This is a genomic window from Winogradskyella sp. SM1960 (assembly GCF_020179375.1).
In the GTDB taxonomy this organism is placed as follows: domain Bacteria; phylum Bacteroidota; class Bacteroidia; order Flavobacteriales; family Flavobacteriaceae; genus Winogradskyella; species Winogradskyella marina.
Genome location: NZ_JAICBG010000008.1, coordinates 25,010 through 40,724, shown reverse-complemented (window position 1 = coordinate 40,724; position 15,715 = coordinate 25,010). Strand labels below are relative to the sequence as shown.

Below are 15,715 nucleotides of genomic sequence, written 5' to 3'. Positions count from 1 at the left end.
AATGTTTAAAGACCTTTTTTTAGTCTCTTTCTTTAAAACCCTTTTATTATGCCAGCCACTATAATCACGACCGATGATTTAAGAGAATTCAAATTAGAATTACTCGCTGATATTAAACACATTATCAGCAAACAATCACAAGGCCAATTGAAGAAATACTTAAAATCTTCAGAACTCATGGATTTACTCAAAATTAGTCCAGGCACATTACAGAACCTCCGAATAAATGGTACCCTTCCTTTTACAAAGGTTGGAGGTATTATATACTATGATTCCGCAGAAATTCAAAAGGTAATGGATAAGAACCGTGTAGACAATACCATTTAAAACGCTTTATGAACTATATAAAACATCTCAATTCAATATTTCAAATATTCTATTTAGATAAGCGATTAAATCCAACACATGTTAGTTTATATATGGCACTATTCCAATGTTGGAACGTTAACCGGTTTCCAAAAGAATTTTATATCGATAGACAAGAAATTATGTCACAATCTAAAATTGGATCAAAAGCAACCTATCATCGGTGCCTTAAGCAATTACATAGTTGGGACTACATACATTATTTGCCCTCTCATAATCCCTATAAAGGGAGCAAAATTAGGATGCTCATTTTTGATACAAGCTCTAAACAAGTTCTAAACAAGCATGAAACAAGCACTGAACAAGCATTAGTACCTAATACAAACATTACTAAACAAAAAGAAAACATAACTAAAACTAAGCTACCAAAAAATGAATTTGAAGTTATTGTTTTTTTTAAAAGTAAAAAATGGCCAACGATTGAAGCTTCAAAATTTTACAATCACTATCAAGCGATTGGTTGGAAAATTGGTGGTAAAATAAAAATTGAAGATTGGCACGCCAGCGCCAGTAATTGGATGCTTAAAGCAAAGGCACTTGAAACTAAAAATGAAGTGTCTCATAAAAAGGACAACTTGAGCACCTCAAAGCAAAAAGATTATGGTCAACCCTTGTAAACTCATTGAAGAAAACATAGAATATTCCATTGGATCTTTTAATGGCAAAGAAGTGATTTACGACTTTGAAAAAATATTAATTTACCTCGACGTTAAAGGAAAATTGCTATTTGGTAACCGTTTTAAAATCTATGAAGAAGACCATGACATTATTTTAAAACTCTGCCATTACCTTATAAAAGATGAAGACAATTGCGCTAAAAATGATATTGACATCAACAAAGGCATTCTACTTTCTGGACCAGTGGGCTGTGGTAAAACAAGCTTAATGTTATTGCTAAAACATATCGTCCCTCTACAAAAACCATATATTTTAATTCCGTGTAGAAATATTGTATTTGGATTTAATCATATTGGTTATAAAATTATTGAAGATTATGGTTGTAGGCAATTCTTTTGCTTCGATGATTTAGGTGTGGAACCTATGGGACGACATTATGGAAAAGACTGTAATGTTATGGGAGAAATTCTGATCTCGCGTCACGAGATTTTTTTAGACCACAAGATAAAAACCCATGCCACCACAAATCTAAATGCTGAAGAGTTGGAAGATCTATATGGTCATCGCGTCCGAAGTCGAATGCGCGAACTATTTAACCTTATTCACTTTGATGAAAACACCAATGATAAACGCAAATGAAAACCCGTATTATGAAAATCGCCACCTTTAACATTCAGAATTTATTTCACAGAGACAAAAGCCTTCTAGAAAAACCTTATGGAAAGAATCTCAAAGATTGGATAAATGAACTCGATGGACTAATGCTTCATCCTTCTAAATCGTTGAACCAACAAGACCGCATTAAAGAGTTATCATTTCTCATTGGCTTTGAAAAACCAAGCCCTCGCCCTTATGCTATTTTACGAAGAAAATCGGGTTTTCTTTATATGAAAGGCTTAAGTCATTCTTTAGAAAATAAAGCAAATGATATTACCAATTGGAATGGTTGGGTGGAACTTCAAACTATTCCCATCCAATCGAAGGCAACGGATCACAAAGCACGGGTTATTGCTGACGTAAATCCTGATATATTATTAGTTCAGGAAATTGAAGACAGAGCTTCATTTGAAGAATTCAATCAGCTCATTCTTCCAAAATATGGATGTCAACCATATCCACAATCATTTGTCATACAAGGCAATGATATGAATAGTTTAGAAATGGGTATTGCGTTTAGAGAAGGGTATCATCTTGAGTCTGTGAGAACGCACAACATCAACACCACCCTAAACGACGACGGTAAAAACCTCATCGTATATGAAATTACCACACCTTTCAAAAAAACAATTTGGCTGCTCAATGTCTACCTCATAAAAGACAAACAGGATAAAACCTATTCTGACACCATTAGAAAAAATCAAGCTACGCGAATTGCAGCGATTTATAATCAGCTTAAAACAGAAGGTAAAACCAATATCATCATTGCAGGCACATTTAATGCTCCTCCTTATTGCAATTCTTTATCGCCTATAATCCAAGACACAGACTTAAAAGACGTTACTAAACATCGCTCTTTTCATGTGGATTCTGATAAAGGGAATGATGCCAATTATTTTAGATTAGGTGCTTATCGTATGGGTGTAAATATTAAGCAAAACGATTATATGCTCTTCTCACCTGCTCTATTTGATAAGATGACATCATGTGGTTTAAATCGTAAAGCAATGTGGCCAGAAAAACAACCACAATGGTCTATTTACAAATCTGTTTCTAATAAGAATATGGCTGCTAGTGCGCATCCTTTGGTTTGGGGGAATATTGAGGTTTAAACTACTTAATTTTATTTATCTCTTTAAAAGAAAAGTCTTTCAAAGCTTCATTTATGAAGATATGTAGCCCGTTTTTTATTTCCATAATCTTATCATTTGACAAATGTTTTATGATTGAAGGATGGAATAAAATTCTTAATTGTTTATAAAACATGGTTAGTCGGTTTGACGTATCTAAGATAGAAATATAATCCTCTTTATTAACAGTTCTTTGTGGAATTAAAATTTCATTCCTATAATCGACATAAAAACCTGCATTTTTTAACTCATTGAACTTTTTGATGCCCTCAATTCTATTAATTGACATACTAACATTTGATAATACAAATGCTGCATCAGATAAAAACTGTAATGTATTATTAAGCCATTCTTTTTTCGTGTTAGGAATTTGCTTTTTGATTTGCCATGTTCAAGTTATAAGTGCAACTGGCCAAGTAGATTTTAATTTTTCTATTGGACTAATGTAGCCAAATTTTCTAACTCTTCTGTTATTGATTAATTTTTCTATTTCTTTAACGCGTTTATCACTCACTAAATTTAGGTCAGTCTTCTTAGGCAAAAACCTTCTTATCAAGCCTATTCGATTCTCTACAGTCCCTTTATCCTGCGACGTATACGGTCTTGTGAAATATGTTTTGACACCGTGCTGGTCAGCTATTTTCTTATGTTGAGCAAATTCTTTTCCATTGTCAAAGGTCATCGTTTTAATCCAGCTGCTACCTATTCTGGATACCCTGTCACTAATTAGTTCTTGAACGATTTTTGAGTCTTTTCCCTTTAATTTGTCCAAGGTCGTTATCAGTGTCGTTCTTTCTGTCATTACCAACAATGCGGAATTATGGTCTTTTCCCATCATCAGGTCAACCTCTATATCTCCCAGTCGTTCTCGATTCTCGACTACTTTAGGGCGCTTTTCTATAGACACCCTGTCTTTGATCGTCCCTCTGGTCTGCTTGTAATTTCCCCTTTTAAATCTGCGCCTGCCGTGTCTCAGGTAGCGATAAAGATCTTTAAAGGGCAGATTCTCTCTGCGGTTACTTTTTTTACAATCCCATATCCACTGATAGATACATTCTAAAGAAACTCCCTGAATACCCAAACATTCCCATTCGACCGCAATTAGCTCTGGACTCAGCTGCTCCTTCCTTAACCAGCCTGCCGCCTGCTCTTTGAGTTTATCTGTAAACTTTACTGATTTATTCTTTAGCTGATGTCTAGCATCTGTTCTGTTTTGAGCCAGACGTGGCACATATTCTCCAGCATGTTGTCCTCGCTTGCCTATATTCCGTTGTAGTTCACGGCTAATAGTACATTTGTGGACACCTATCAATAGAGCTATCTCACTTTTGCTCTTTCCTGCTTCCAATAGAACTCCAATTTGGTATCTTTGTTCCGTGTCAAGTTGTTTATAATTTTTTTTCACAATTCAAATTTAGCACTTGGCTAATCATTGGGGGCAATTTGTCCCCAATGATTTAATTTGAGTTGCACTTATTTGTTGAACTTAGATTTTTCTATTTTCCCACTTATCAATTGTTTCAAATAGAGACATTCCTGTTTCAATAAGCATTTGAAGCGAATGCCTTATTTCATGGTTTTTAAAAAAGCCTTTAGCATCTTTAAGCAAATAAACTCTATACCCATTAGTATGTAATAATACCAGTATAGCTTTAATTATTTCTTCAGAACTCAAAATAAGCAATGAACTTGCGCTACTATATGATTTATTTACATCAGCTAATACTGAAGAATCAGACTTTAACTGTTTTGCATTTTCAAAAATATGAATATGCAAACCTTTTGATTTTTCTTTGGATAAATTAATGAAAGTAATCTCTTGCATCGTTTCAATTTATGTTTTATTTAAAAATCTGTATTCTATTTTCTTTTCTTTTTTAAACTATTAAGTACTTGCTTTTTTAATCTCAACAATTCTTCTTTTTGTTCATCTAGCTGCTCCTCTAACTCAATAAATAAATTTTCTGTTTTTTCATTTTCAGTAACCTCTTTTTCTAAATCTTTGCTAAAAGAGATTGTAATTTCCTTAATAGAATCTAAATATTCTACTACGCTCTTTTCGTCCTCAGATAAAAAACTACCATGCTCCTCAATCCATTTTTTATCTTTTTCCAAAAGCTCTTCACTAATCATTGAAATCAATGATTTTCGATAAATTCTTTCAGAATTATTTTTCACAACCTCTAAAAAGGTAAGCCAACTTGAATTTTTATTTCTTAAAGCAGAATTATTGCCTAAAAACCTATGACGAATAAATGGATGCTCTTTTTTTTTTAATAATGACAAAACGTCAATTATTGGCTTTAACTTTTCAGTAGGTTTTTCAATCGGTATTCTTTCTCTTTTCCCCCATATTTCTAATATTATTTCGCAACATTCTCTCTGAAGATTGTTTTTTTCCTCTTTAGACTCACACTTATCAATATTACTGATTAATTCAGCTAGATAATGAGCCAACCATCTCGCTAAGGTATTTCCTGTATAAACTAATTCTAATTCTTTTATTAGTTTCTTACCTAACTTTAAAATCTCTTCCTCTGAGTGTTTTGACTGTTCCATTCGCTTTTAATAAATAAATTTTAGTATGCTCCCAAGGCTGTTTCCTATTATCGCTCCTATATTGACTTTCCTTAAGTTGTTTCGTTATTTGACACTTTATAATCATATTTAAATTCTTCTTTTCCAAAATTTTCAATATGAAATGAATATCAACTTTTAATATTTCTCCTGAACTTTCAATGTTCTTAATATCTCTATATCTACTATCACTTGTTTCATCCCAAAATTCTAATATAGATACTTTATCATCATTTAGCTGAGTCATCTTTAAATCATCACTAAATTCAATTTGGAAAGCCTCTTGGATATTTGTTCCAAAAGTAATAATACTTTTACCTGTTCTTTTCGCTAGAGAATCATGTTGGTCTAAACCATCATATATCGTGTCATTGACTTTCAACCAACTTTTAAAGATTAAATCATTGTTATCGACCTCAAAACGCTCACCATCACTCTCTATGGGAAAGGCATAATCATGCTGATCTTCTGCACTTTGAAACGCTCTTAATAGCGCTTCAGAACCCTTAACTGAAACTAAAGCTGAACGAATATAAACGATCTCACTATTATCTCCAATATGACGCGTAAATCCAGCGTGAGGAATAATAAACCTGTCATTATAAAATTCCGAAAAACCTATGTCTTTATCAAATTTATCTTCATGAATAGTATCTCTCCATTCTTTATCAAATTTATCATATTCATTTTTCCAAAACTTATCTAATAAAGGTAATGGGTCTCGTAAATCTGAAGCCCAAAAATCATTCCAAGTGATAGCTTTAGATTTAAGCCAATAGTCCCAGGAATCGTAATCATCATCGTCATCATAATATTTTACTAATTGAGGTTCTTTCTCTAGCAACTCATTTGCAGCGCAAAACATAGCATGGTATTCAAAATAGGTATCTAAACTTTCAACTTGTGGGTTGCTACCTTTTCTTTTATCTCTTAATCCCCAATCGTAATTTCGAGTATAATCATCTTTATTTATATCGCCTGCATATCCCCATTTTTCTACAATATATTTATCAGCTATATCTGCGACATCATATTCAGATAAATTAAAAATACCTCCAAGATTACTATACCAATAAGGTAAGACATCCATACCATCAAAATCAAATCGCCAACTTTTATCTGAAGTCGAGTTATATCTTCTTTGCTTTCTAGAATACGATTCTTCTTTTACTTTATCAAATTTACTTACTAAAGCATTTTCAATTATTTGTTGTTCATCTTTATTATAAATCTTATCATTATATTTTAATAAGTTCTGACAGACCCTTTTAATGAAAAAATTAATTAACACATGTGGTAATTCTTCATTTTGAAGTTCTTTGATGAAAAGTTCTTTTAAGTCCATAAGTTTTTCAGGCACTTCAGCACTTAATCTATCTATTGCAATCCAAAGATATAATTTGGCCGATATCCAATAAAAAATGTATTCCTCATTCTGAAATGGGCTACAATTGGTTTCATTTTGAGCTTTTATTAGATAGTTAAGAACACTCTTATTACCAAGATTAACTAGATTCCTTATACTATGAATTGCTTCCCATCTTAGTTCCTTATCTGGCAATCCTAGATATAATCGTAAAATATTTGCAATAGCTTCGTCGGTATCTGAAGGTGGCATCATCTTATCATTCCATAAGCCATCTCTAAAATCAAAATTTATGTTTTTATTCCATCTCGTTAAAACCCAATTAAAAATTTCGGTATTATCTTTTATAGTGAGCCTATGTTTGATTAAGAAAAATACACTATATATAGATTCATCAGTTAATACTTCTATCTTTTCTGGTAAAATTTCAAGAATGATTTCTCCTAATTGAGTTTCGTTAAAATCAAACATTTTAGCAAACTCTAACAACTTACCGATACTTAGAGAATTACCATAATCAAAGTTTTCAAACCATGTTAGAATAACATACCTAAATTTCTCTTTTTTCCATTGTTTTAAAGAGGGATAATAACTCCATTCCTCTAGTCGCTCTTTAATGGCATCTTCAAAAGAATAGAAACTTAAAAGCTCCGAGTCTATATCCACAATGGCATCCAATTGATTTGTATAATCCTTAGGCTGACAGTTATTTTTTATCTCGGTCAAAAAATTATCTATTTTCCATCTGTTAGAATAACTGTCGTTATTTTCAATTATAGTACTAATAGCTTTTTCCAAGTCTCTTGTCGAACTTATATCAATACCGCTAAGATCTATCTCATGAACATGTTTTTCTCTATCAAAATCATTAGAATATGTACTTTCTTTTTCTTTTTCAATTGTTTCTCTAAAGTTTAAGTACGCTTCAATTTTTTGGATTATTTGCATTTCAACAAATGCGCCTGACTTAATTCCATTGTAAATATGATTTAACGTACTTTTATTTTTATGAAGTAAGCAATCTCTATAAATTATTTCAACAAATTTAGTTTTACCTGTTAAGTCTCTTGATTCATTGTATTTTGTTAAAATCATATCAAAAAGCTCAATCGATTCGTCTGTAAAATATTTATACTGATACATTGGAATTAATGAACCTGCTACGACATGATTAATCTTACCTTTCTTAAGAGAACATTTTAAAATAGCTACAATATATTTAGACAAGCTAATTACACCTCTATGATGCCATCTAGACGCTGTCGTAAACATTGAATTAAAATTGATATCCGAAATTCCAAACAAAGCATTCTTAAAAGGAAAATGTTTTTTATCATAACCTTCTAGCATGTAATCACTATATTCTGTAAACCTAGCGTATTCATGGGCAAGTTTAGGATCTGGTTTTTCAAAGCCTATCTTTGCTAAATCCGATAAACAACTGATTTTAGAAAAGACTTCAAAATCAATTTCTTCAGTAGCTTTTATAGCTTCATTAAAGTAATGCTTACCAGAAGTAAAGTCTATCTTTCGGCTAATCAAAGCACATTTAATATAACTTTCTATTCTTTGTGATGAAGGGTTTGAACCAGTTTTAATTAGTTCATCAATTTCACTTAGTATTTTGAGATTTTTATTTAGAAAGCCTTTTGAGTATTTTGTTTCTTCTACAATCCAAAATCTCATTGCTATTTTACTTGCGTTACTAACCAATGATGATATGAGCAAATCTATTAAATCATTATTGTTAATTTTTACTGCAAAATTGGCTAATAGGCTAGCAAAATAATTTACTTTTTCTTGGTAACTATGCCCATTTTCGTACCTAAAATCATAATCTCTAGAAAAAGACTCGCAAATATTACCAAATTTTTTAGTTGCTTCTTCATTTGTGATTTTTTTGGAAACAAAATCTATATTTAATTGAAAGATGGGTAGAATATGATTATAAAAACTAGTAAACTCTTTTTTCTCTCTTTCTAAAGAATTTTTCTTTTCGTAGTCCTCAATCTTTTCAAGATCTTCAAATTTATTTGGAAGTAAACTTTCGACTGACAATAATCCATTATCAATAAAAGCTTTTAAAGATTTGATCTTTAAAAATAGATTTATTTCGTTTGCATCATCATCGTTACCATGTCTTCGATAAAAGCTAGGAATATAATTTGGCAACTCATATTTAATATGCTTTAGAATACTGTTTACCAACAATCTGTCAATATCATTAGATATCAATATCTCACAAAAATCGACAAGTATTTGTCTGAATTTAATATTGAACTTAATTATTTTTCTGGATAGCACTTTTTCAATTTCACTAGCAATTACCTTTAATTCAAAATCTTGATGCATCCCAAACTTAAAAGCCTTGGCAACAACAAATATCTTAGCATCAATTCTTAAAGGCTCTATTTCAAACCATTTATTAATTTCTGTTTTATTACTGAATAAAAACAAACTCTCAATTAAATAATTCCCTCCAGATAATCTAACGTCTCTAGGTGTCCAACTATTGATTGAACTCAATGCTTCGTCAACACCAACTAATCTTAAAACTGCTTCTGTATAATAAGCTATGTCCTTACTTGAAATAGGGTATTTATGTAAATCATCTTTCTTAACAGAGTCACTTCTCCAGTTAAGCCATTCTTTAGCTGTTTTTAAATGTTTTAAAGCAGCTTTTTGATTCTCTGTCTGTCTTGAATACACACCTGCTAACTTCATGTGAAATGAGCCAGCCCATGATTTTTCATCTGAATTGAGTTTTAGTTTATTAAGCGAAGTATCATCTCCAAATTCTGACACTAAATCAGGATAATCAATTAATAATGCAGTCAAGGCCTTCTCCTTTTTAGCTTCTTCGGCAGCAATAAATATGAGTTTAAAATAAGTTAAATTATCATCAACAGTATTAGCCACCTTCATTGCTAATCTCGTCCTACTTATATAAGTAGCTCTATTTTTTATTGGATCCTCTGGAAGTAATAAGAACTTTCTCTCTAGAACTATATCCTTTAATAATTGGTTTTGTTTTGACTGAAAAAGTAAGTTGCCCAAATTAATTGAAGCATAGCTATCATTCTCTGCATTTTTAACAAAAACTTCAGTTATTTGAGTTAACTTTTTCTGACTTAATGAATAATTATCTCGAATATAATTTTCAAAATCTTCATCTCTAAATTCAAAGTTGTTATTTTCATAAATTAAACCACTCCATAATTCAGACCTGACATCTAATAAAAAACTTTCACTAACATCTAAGATTTCTGATAAATAATTAATAGGAACAGGTCTCGGTAATCCTATTAAAAGTTTAAAAAAATCATCTATTATTATTTTTTCTTTATTAGACACCTTTTTTTTGGCTTCTTTTATTTTATCAAGGATAAGTAACTCTACGGTTTTACCATTAGGCTTCAAGAAATTTATAACTTCTTTTATCCCTTTCTTTTTCAAATCAATTGAATAAAATTGAGCTCTTGGTATACCATAAGTGTATTTATGGAAATCTTTAACTTCTTGTTCTGAAATTTCAGGAAAGTATGTTTTTGTAAATAGAGTCGTTTCTTCTATATTAAATGGTTCTAACTCAATATCAATATATTCTTCTGGTAAATTAAGTGACTCTTTTCGATGTGTTCTAGTAGTCACTATTAAATTGCACCCTGAAGGTATTTCTATATTTAAAATATCCTGAACAAAACTTTTATCTCCATTATTATTAGCTGCTGTGATACTATTATCTGCTGCATCAATAATAATGGTAAGAGTAGCATTAATATCTCTTTGTTTTAAAATTTCTACAGCATGTACAATTCTTTTCTTAAATTCTTTTACATAAACATCACTCTGTAAAGGAAAATACGCTATCAAAAAATCTGTTCCTATTTTTTTTGCAATATCATTCGATATATGGGTTAATGCATTTTTGTGTAAATGTCTATTATCTTCAGCATTTTGATATGAACCAGAACCATAGCAATCAAAGGTTATACACTCATTACTATCTGGTAAGTATTTTTGTATTTGTTGAATTATAGTTGACTTTCCTATTCCAGCACCACCATGAATACAAATCGGCATAAAATCTGTATTCTTTGCTATTTTAGAATTTATTGATTCTAATTGCTTTCTAATAATACTATTTGTATTAACCTCAAAACTTTGATTAACAGGAAATAAATTTTCTATACTACCATCGTTAAACCCTAAATTTGCGATAACATCTGTGAGCGTAATTTTTCTTCTGCTTCTGGCTTCTGGCATCATTTTATCAAAAACTAACTCTCGTAATTGATTGTATTGGATTTTTGAATTATAAGTTGTTCTAGGAATATCTTTATATAACTGAATTTTTAGATTTAGTCTTGAATCTGCACCACAATCATGTAAGTCAAGTAATCGAATAAAATCAGTAAACTCTGTTACTTTTAATCTGGAAGCTGCAAATAATTTTTTTAACGAATCACTATTCTCGGGAATATCCTTGAGTACCGCATTAAAACTTACTTTTCCTTTTTTTTTAATTAGATAAGTTTTAATATCATTGATAGACTTGAGGTGATTAGCATTAAAGTTTCTATTAGTGACTAATTTTATGCGTACTTTATTTAAAGTAGATTCTCTACCGAATTCATCCAAATAAATCTTAAATATATTTGCTAACCTATGAATTAAAGAACCTTCAGTAGATTTACTTTTTTTGCCTAACCATAATTCGCCTAGCGTATAATTCTTATTTCTTCTAAGTGTACTGTATTTTAGCTGTGAGATTACAACCTTTTCTGCTTCAATATAATTATCTGCACCATAATATTCACTTAGATCTACACCTAACAAATTTTTTCCTGTTGGATCCAACTGATCTGATTCTGACAATTCAACACCTTCAATATTGATAGCCTTAAGACCTAAGTCATTAAAATTTAATAATTCTAAAGACTTTTTTATTGTCCAAAGAATATGAAAATCGTCTCCTGCGCTAGATATATCTGCATCTTGAATGTGTGTAATTTTGTCTTTACTCATTTAACTATATAAATATTGGATTAAAATAAGAATTTTAAGAAGTAATAAACGACAATAACTGATTAATTAATAAGAGCATTACAAATTTTTGAATTTTTGATAAATTTCAATAAACAAAGCTTTTACAATTTCCCTCAAACTATTTACCAGAGCAATTATAAACTCACTCATAACCCCAAAAATTTAATAATCGATTGAAGTATAACCAAAGCAATAGCATTCTGAGACTCTTCTTTAGTTAAGTAAATAGCCTCGTTGGATTTAGATAAAAATCCTAACTCTAATAGTATTGACCCATTACTATCATTATCTCGTAATACCTGAAAGTTTCCATATTTCAATCCTCGATTTTTAATACCAAGAACATCTGTCAATCCTTTCTGTACTGTAAGCCCTAAATAAGTAGATGCTGATGCCTGCGCTTCACTTTTAGGATAAATAAAAACGTCTGTTCCAGCTGCGGTTGTATTTATAGATTGGTTGCAATGGATTGAAATAAAAATATCCGCTTTCAATGTTTTTGCCAAAAGAGTTCTATCACGAAGGGCTATTAAGGTCTCTGTATATCTCGTTAGAAATAACCTCAACGGATTATCAAATAAAGTATCATTGAGAACTACCATTTTAGAAGCGATTGCTAAAACGATATCTTTTTCCTTTATACCTTTTATGGTCATAGCCCCAGGATCTCTTCCCCCATGTCCTGGATCTATTACAACAATGGGTTTCTTTTCTTGGTCTTTCTCATTCTGTGTAAAAGAAATATTAATAAAAAACAAACAGAATAACGCAAGTAGCATTTGATTTAAATTATACATCATAATCATTTTAGATTACACAATATTCAAGAAATCAACCACTTCCTTAACAATCTTCAAAAGTTTAACACCACTTAGCGTTAAAATTTAGAGATTTTCTTCCGTCAGCTTCATTTCGTAATAGATTTCATAACGTATTAATCAAAACCTGCCATTTAGATCCCATCGGTAAATGGCTAAATCTAGCACTTATGAAAAAATTAATGTTTACGCTATTCACATTTTTACTGACAACAGCCACAAGCTTTGCTCAAATTGGAGGTATTGAAGACTCCGTTAATGATGTTTCAGATACCATAAGAACCATATTTCCAATTATTTTAGGAGTCATTTTTTTAATTGGATTCCTCTTTAACGCTGGTCATTTCTTTGGAGAAAACGCAGATCTTAAAAAAGGCATTACCCGAGTTCTCGTATTTGTCTTGATTGCAGGTGCAGTGGTAGGCATCTTTACTTACCTCATAGGCATCGTTGTCTAATGAAACGGTTTGAGGTCTATAAGAACATAAGAAAACGGGCAGCCATTTTTGGATTGCCCATTTCTCTATTTGCCTTAATGATGGTGGCTATTCTTGCGTCATTATTAATCATCATTTTCTCATTCAGCTTTGGGGTTATAATTGGTCTGATGTTTTTTAATGCTAGCTTATATGTGGCTTTAACACGGATCACAAACCATCCACAGCTTTTCCAGATGACAAAAGCCTTTCCAAAACTTATAAGTAACAAAAGAATTTCTGTTTTAAATTATGAACACGATTAACCTTTCAAAATATCAACCCATTGTCGCTATTAAAGACCATATGGTATTTGCCAACAATGGTAATGTAGTGTTGTGCTTTAAGGGGCATCTGCCAGAAATCTATTCCTTATCTGAAAAGGATTTTGAAGATATACATGGTGCATGGTTTCAGGCGTTCAAATCCTTACCTATTGGCACCGTGGTCCATAAACAAGACATTTATCTTAAAAAAACATATCACTCAGAACTGCTTCCAAACACCACCTTTCTCGAAAAAGCCACACACGCCCATTTTAAAGGTCGTGAGCATATAACACACCACTGCTATTTGTTCTTCATCTTAACCAAGAACAAGTCTCTAAACCATCCTAAATATGTCAACCCTTTCAAAACAATTTCAAAAGGCATTGCACAAGAACTAGATGAAAATATTAAAAGCTTCGCCAACGCCGTAAACGATTCCGTTTCATTTATAAACAATAGTCGTAAAATGGAATTTCTTCCACTACCACCAGAAGCTATTCAGCAATTAACACGTCAATATTTCAATGGTTTCAACGAGGGGTTCGACACGGACATTTTATTGGAAAAGAAAAACGTCACCATAGGCGAAAACCATTTTGATGCGCTTGCCGTCAACAGTGAATTATGCTTTGGAGACCATGTACAAAGTAGCAAAACCAATGAGAAATTTACTTCGGACGATTTTGTATTTCATCAAGGATTTATTGATGGTATAGGGCTTACACTTAACGAGAATCACATTGTTAACCAGATTCTTTATCTGGACGACAAGCAAAAGTGGCGTAAGCTATTGGATAAGAAAATCGAGGAACTTAATAAGAGTTCCAATTTTGGTTCACAAAACAAAGTCGTTCTAGGAAAAATTCAACACATTCTAGATCAAATTAATGCCGATGATAATTCACGAATCATTCGTGGTCATCTCAATATTATCTATTGGTCAAAAGACGCTAAAACTTTAGATAAGATCACCTCACAAATTAAGACTGAATTCAAGGAATTGGATATCATTCCTTATTATCCAAGAGGTGAAGAACGCAAAAATTATATCCTGAACAGTTACTGTTGCTTTTCATCCAATTTCTCAAACAACGATTTGTATGTTACCGATTTGAAACACGGGCTTTGTCTGTTCATTAATAACACCAATTACAAATCCGATAAAACCGGCATTATTTTTAACGATAGAGAACATAACATTCCGGTATTAAAAGATGTTTGGGATGAAAATAAGAAGCGCATCAAAGCTCGGAATTTTGCCATTTTCGCACCCACAGGTGAAGGCAAATCGTTTTTAGCTAATAACATCTTACGGCAATATTTTGAAAGTGGTGTACGATTAGTCATCATTGATTTGGGGGGTTCTTATACCAAATTTGCCAAACTCTATCCTGAAAAGTATACCGTATTGCGTTATGAGAGCGGACAAAACTTAGGGATCAATCCTTTTTATATCAGCGACGTCAAAGATCTGACTCCAGAACGCTTAGAGGATTTATCCGTATTTCTATTTGAACTGTTTGCTTCAGATTTAAAAGTTACCAAGGCACAATCGGTTTCGGTTAAGAAAATATTGCGTCATTATTACCGTCATACGTCTAAACAGCATTCTCTCGAAGGTTTCTATAATTATATAGAAAAGCACCAGAACGATCTTCTGAGTCGCTTAAAAATCCATCCCGACTACTTTAATGTGACCAGCTTTTTGCACGTTATGTCTGAGTACGTTGGAGATGGTCTATATAGTTTTCTATTTGAAGTAAGTGAAGACCAGACGTATAAAATCGAAGACAAACGCTTAATTGTTTTTGAACTGGATGAAGTGAAAGACAATAAGGAAATTTTGTCGGTCATGTTGAAGTTAATTAAATCGGCGATCCAAAGAACCATATGGAAAAACAGAGCCGAAAAAGGCATCATTTTATTCGATGAGTTTGCGAAACAACTAAAGTTTGACAACGTACTGGAAAGTGTTGAATTTTACTATCAAGCGATACGAAAACAAAATGGGGCTATTGGGATCATACTACAATCCATTAATCAACTTCCCGACAATGCAACCTCAGCAAGTATTTTAGAAAACACCCAAGTTATCTATAGTCTGAATAATGAAAAAGGTTATGAAGAACTTGTAAAAAGACTCAATTTATCAAGTCATGATTTAAACCAATTAAAATCTATTAAAAACAATCTTTCTGGTTCACGGAAGTATACTGAAATGTTCATCAAAATCGGAAAAGAAAGCAACATTTTCAGGCTCGAGGTCCCGAAGGAAGTCTATGCCGCTTACTTAACTGATGGACAAGAAAATGAAGCTATAATGGCCATTTATGACAAGTGTCAAAATATGGAAATGGCTATTAAAGAATTCACATCAAAACTATAATAT

Annotated in this window: 13 protein-coding genes; 6 read left to right on the top strand and 7 right to left on the bottom strand. The window is 31.8% G+C overall.

The features are described 5' to 3' along the window. Nucleotides 1-48 precede the first annotated feature (48 nt). From K1X16_RS15820 to K1X16_RS15805, 4 genes are read left to right on the top strand one after another with little or no spacing between them, the layout of a single operon-like run. Nucleotides 49-327, top strand: a complete 279-nt coding sequence (locus K1X16_RS15820; RefSeq protein WP_225037088.1) for a helix-turn-helix domain-containing protein — start codon at nucleotides 49-51, stop codon at nucleotides 325-327. An 8-nt stretch (nucleotides 328-335) separates the two neighbouring features. Beyond that, on the top strand, nucleotides 336-983 hold the full coding sequence (locus K1X16_RS15815; protein WP_225037087.1) for a hypothetical protein: 648 nt from the start codon (nucleotides 336-338) through the stop codon (nucleotides 981-983). Beyond that, on the top strand, nucleotides 967-1,623 hold the full coding sequence (locus K1X16_RS15810; RefSeq protein ID WP_225037086.1) for an ATPase: 657 nt from the start codon (nucleotides 967-969) through the stop codon (nucleotides 1,621-1,623). Before K1X16_RS15815 ends, K1X16_RS15810 begins: the two co-directional genes overlap by 17 nt. Before the next feature lie 11 nt (nucleotides 1,624-1,634). Beyond that, entirely contained in the window at nucleotides 1,635-2,753 is a 1,119-nt protein-coding gene (locus tag K1X16_RS15805; RefSeq protein WP_225037085.1) for an endonuclease/exonuclease/phosphatase family protein, read from the top strand. A gap of 1 nt (nucleotide 2,754) precedes the next feature. Here the strand turns inward: K1X16_RS15805 and K1X16_RS15800 are convergent, their stop codons facing one another. The 6 genes from K1X16_RS15800 to K1X16_RS15775 form a co-directional block, all read right to left on the bottom strand. Beyond that, the gene (locus tag K1X16_RS15800) at nucleotides 2,755-3,141 is read right to left on the bottom strand and encodes a hypothetical protein (RefSeq protein WP_225037179.1); all 387 of its coding nucleotides are present in this window, start codon (nucleotides 3,139-3,141) and stop codon (nucleotides 2,755-2,757) included. A 21-nt stretch (nucleotides 3,142-3,162) separates the two neighbouring features. Beyond that, nucleotides 3,163-4,176 carry an IS30 family transposase gene (locus K1X16_RS15795; RefSeq protein WP_225037084.1) on the bottom strand — a complete coding sequence of 338 codons (1,014 nt, stop codon included), beginning with the start codon at nucleotides 4,174-4,176 and terminating at the stop codon, nucleotides 3,163-3,165. Nucleotides 4,177-4,257: 81 nt separating this feature from the next. Continuing rightward, the gene (locus K1X16_RS15790; protein ID WP_225037083.1) at nucleotides 4,258-4,596 is read right to left on the bottom strand and encodes an AbiV family abortive infection protein; all 339 of its coding nucleotides are present in this window, start codon (nucleotides 4,594-4,596) and stop codon (nucleotides 4,258-4,260) included. Between the two features lie 35 nt (nucleotides 4,597-4,631). Further along, a complete protein-coding gene (locus K1X16_RS15785; protein ID WP_225037082.1) occupies nucleotides 4,632-5,330 on the bottom strand; it encodes a hypothetical protein in 699 nt (232 codons plus the stop codon). Next, a complete protein-coding gene (locus tag K1X16_RS15780) occupies nucleotides 5,284-11,742 on the bottom strand; it encodes an AAA family ATPase (protein ID WP_225037081.1) in 6,459 nt (2,152 codons plus the stop codon). The genes K1X16_RS15785 and K1X16_RS15780 overlap by 47 nt, the downstream gene beginning before the upstream one ends. A gap of 167 nt (nucleotides 11,743-11,909) precedes the next feature. Continuing rightward, nucleotides 11,910-12,563, bottom strand: coding sequence for an N-acetylmuramoyl-L-alanine amidase (locus tag K1X16_RS15775; RefSeq protein WP_225037080.1), 654 nt, complete (start codon nucleotides 12,561-12,563; stop codon nucleotides 11,910-11,912). A gap of 188 nt (nucleotides 12,564-12,751) precedes the next feature. Between K1X16_RS15775 and K1X16_RS15770 the strand changes: the two genes are divergently transcribed. Continuing rightward, entirely contained in the window at nucleotides 12,752-13,039 is a 288-nt protein-coding gene (locus tag K1X16_RS15770; RefSeq protein WP_115812857.1) for a hypothetical protein, read from the top strand. Nucleotides 13,040-13,055: 16 nt separating this feature from the next. Here the strand turns inward: K1X16_RS15770 and K1X16_RS18065 are convergent, their stop codons facing one another. After that, nucleotides 13,056-13,289 carry a hypothetical protein gene (locus K1X16_RS18065; RefSeq protein ID WP_317196442.1) on the bottom strand — a complete coding sequence of 78 codons (234 nt, stop codon included), beginning with the start codon at nucleotides 13,287-13,289 and terminating at the stop codon, nucleotides 13,056-13,058. Between the two features lie 20 nt (nucleotides 13,290-13,309). Here K1X16_RS18065 and K1X16_RS15760 point away from each other — a divergent pair, with 20 nt between their 5' ends. Next, nucleotides 13,310-15,712 (top strand): TraG family conjugative transposon ATPase, encoded by a 2,403-nt coding sequence (locus tag K1X16_RS15760; RefSeq protein WP_225037079.1) that lies wholly within the window; start codon nucleotides 13,310-13,312, stop codon nucleotides 15,710-15,712. The last annotated feature ends 3 nt before the right edge of the window (nucleotides 15,713-15,715 follow it).